This is a genomic window from Ferrimicrobium sp. (assembly GCF_027364955.1).
Lineage (GTDB): Bacteria > Actinomycetota > Acidimicrobiia > Acidimicrobiales > Acidimicrobiaceae > Ferrimicrobium.
This window is the reverse complement of record NZ_DAHXOI010000069.1, coordinates 1-1,325: the sequence shown is the minus strand read 5'-3', so window position 1 is coordinate 1,325 and position 1,325 is coordinate 1. Positions and strand designations below refer to the sequence as shown.

At 57.0% G+C, this 1,325-nt stretch carries 1 protein-coding gene; it reads right to left on the bottom strand.

Annotated features, from left to right (window positions below; all coding sequences use genetic code 11):
* Positions 1 to 105: 105 nt before the first annotated feature.
* Positions 106 to 1,110: an MFS transporter gene (locus tag M7Q83_RS14030; RefSeq protein WP_298340242.1), complete on the bottom strand. Its 1,005-nt coding sequence runs from the start codon at positions 1,108 to 1,110 to the stop codon at positions 106 to 108.
* Positions 1,111 to 1,325 lie beyond the last annotated feature (215 nt).

Genomic DNA, 1,325 nt, shown 5'->3' with positions numbered 1-1,325 from the left:
CCAGGCCGCTCTGTACTTGATCCCATTCTTAGCGGCGTATTCCGAAAGTTTCATACTATCAGTATGGTACGGTTCGCAACAAACATTCCACAAATCGCCACATAATTATACTACTAGTTCAAACGCCACGTCTCCCGCCACGATCCCGAAGGAGGGGACGGCGACAAAGCCTGCTACCCACCAAGGGTTAGGGCTAAAACCTAACCCCAACAGTGCGATCCCCCCAAGACCCCACACCATCGACATAAACGTGATCGGGCGGCGGCGGCTCCCCCATCTCGGCACAACCAGCGCACCGACAAGACCGCCCAACCCACCCAATGCGAAGACGAGACCGAGATCGACTGCACTTCCATGCATCACCCGTCTCACTAGAACCGGCGTGAGCACGCCAACGATCCCTACGGCAGCGAAATTAAAGAGCGACACCGGCCCGAGACTTCGCCACATCCACTTCTGACGACGACAGTAGGCGAGCCCCTTGCGAATCTGTGAGATCATCGCCTCGTTCACTTCTTTGCGCCTCGGCGTTGCCGCCATGAGCAACAGACACACTGAGCTCACCACAAAAGTACCCGCATCAAAGGCAAAGGATCCCGAGATGCCGATTGCCGCCACGACAACACCACCGAGGGCTGGTCCAACGAGTGAGGTGCCAAACTGCTGGGATGTCATGGAAAGAGAACTTGCAGAGACCAACAGATCAGCCTCGACGATGTCAGGGATGATTGCGTTCGATGCCGGTTGGAAGAAGGCATCTCCGATGCCAAAGATCACACTTAACACGATGAGCTGCCACTCAGCTGCCTGATGGGTCGCAACGAGGTAGGCAATGGCGCCAACGGCACCTCCTCTCAGTACGTCTGCGGCCAACATGACAATCCGCCGAGATAGCCGATCACCGACCACGCCCCCCACCAACACGAGCAGTACCGCCGGAAGCGTGCGTGCGGCCAAGATGTAGGCCAACCCACTTGCCGAGTGCGTAAGATCGATGGCTTCGATTGCGAGAGCGATGGTAAAGACGCCGTCACCGATCTGAGAGACAGCCTGGCCGCTCCAAAGCAATGCGAACTGTCTGGATGAGAGCGCAGGAGCGATGGACCTCATTCGGGCCGCGTCGACGACGGCTGCGGACTACGTCTGCAGATGCGAACCATGTGAGGACCCCCCATCGATCCACTGTAAATCTTTGAGATCTCATACCCCCCTGGCCAGATCTCCACGACAGGTTTCATCGTAGTGCAACCCGTTACCTTTTAGGTAAGCCTCGATGGTCGAGGTTAGGTCACTGGGCCTGGTATGACTCAACTGCCCTGTCATTG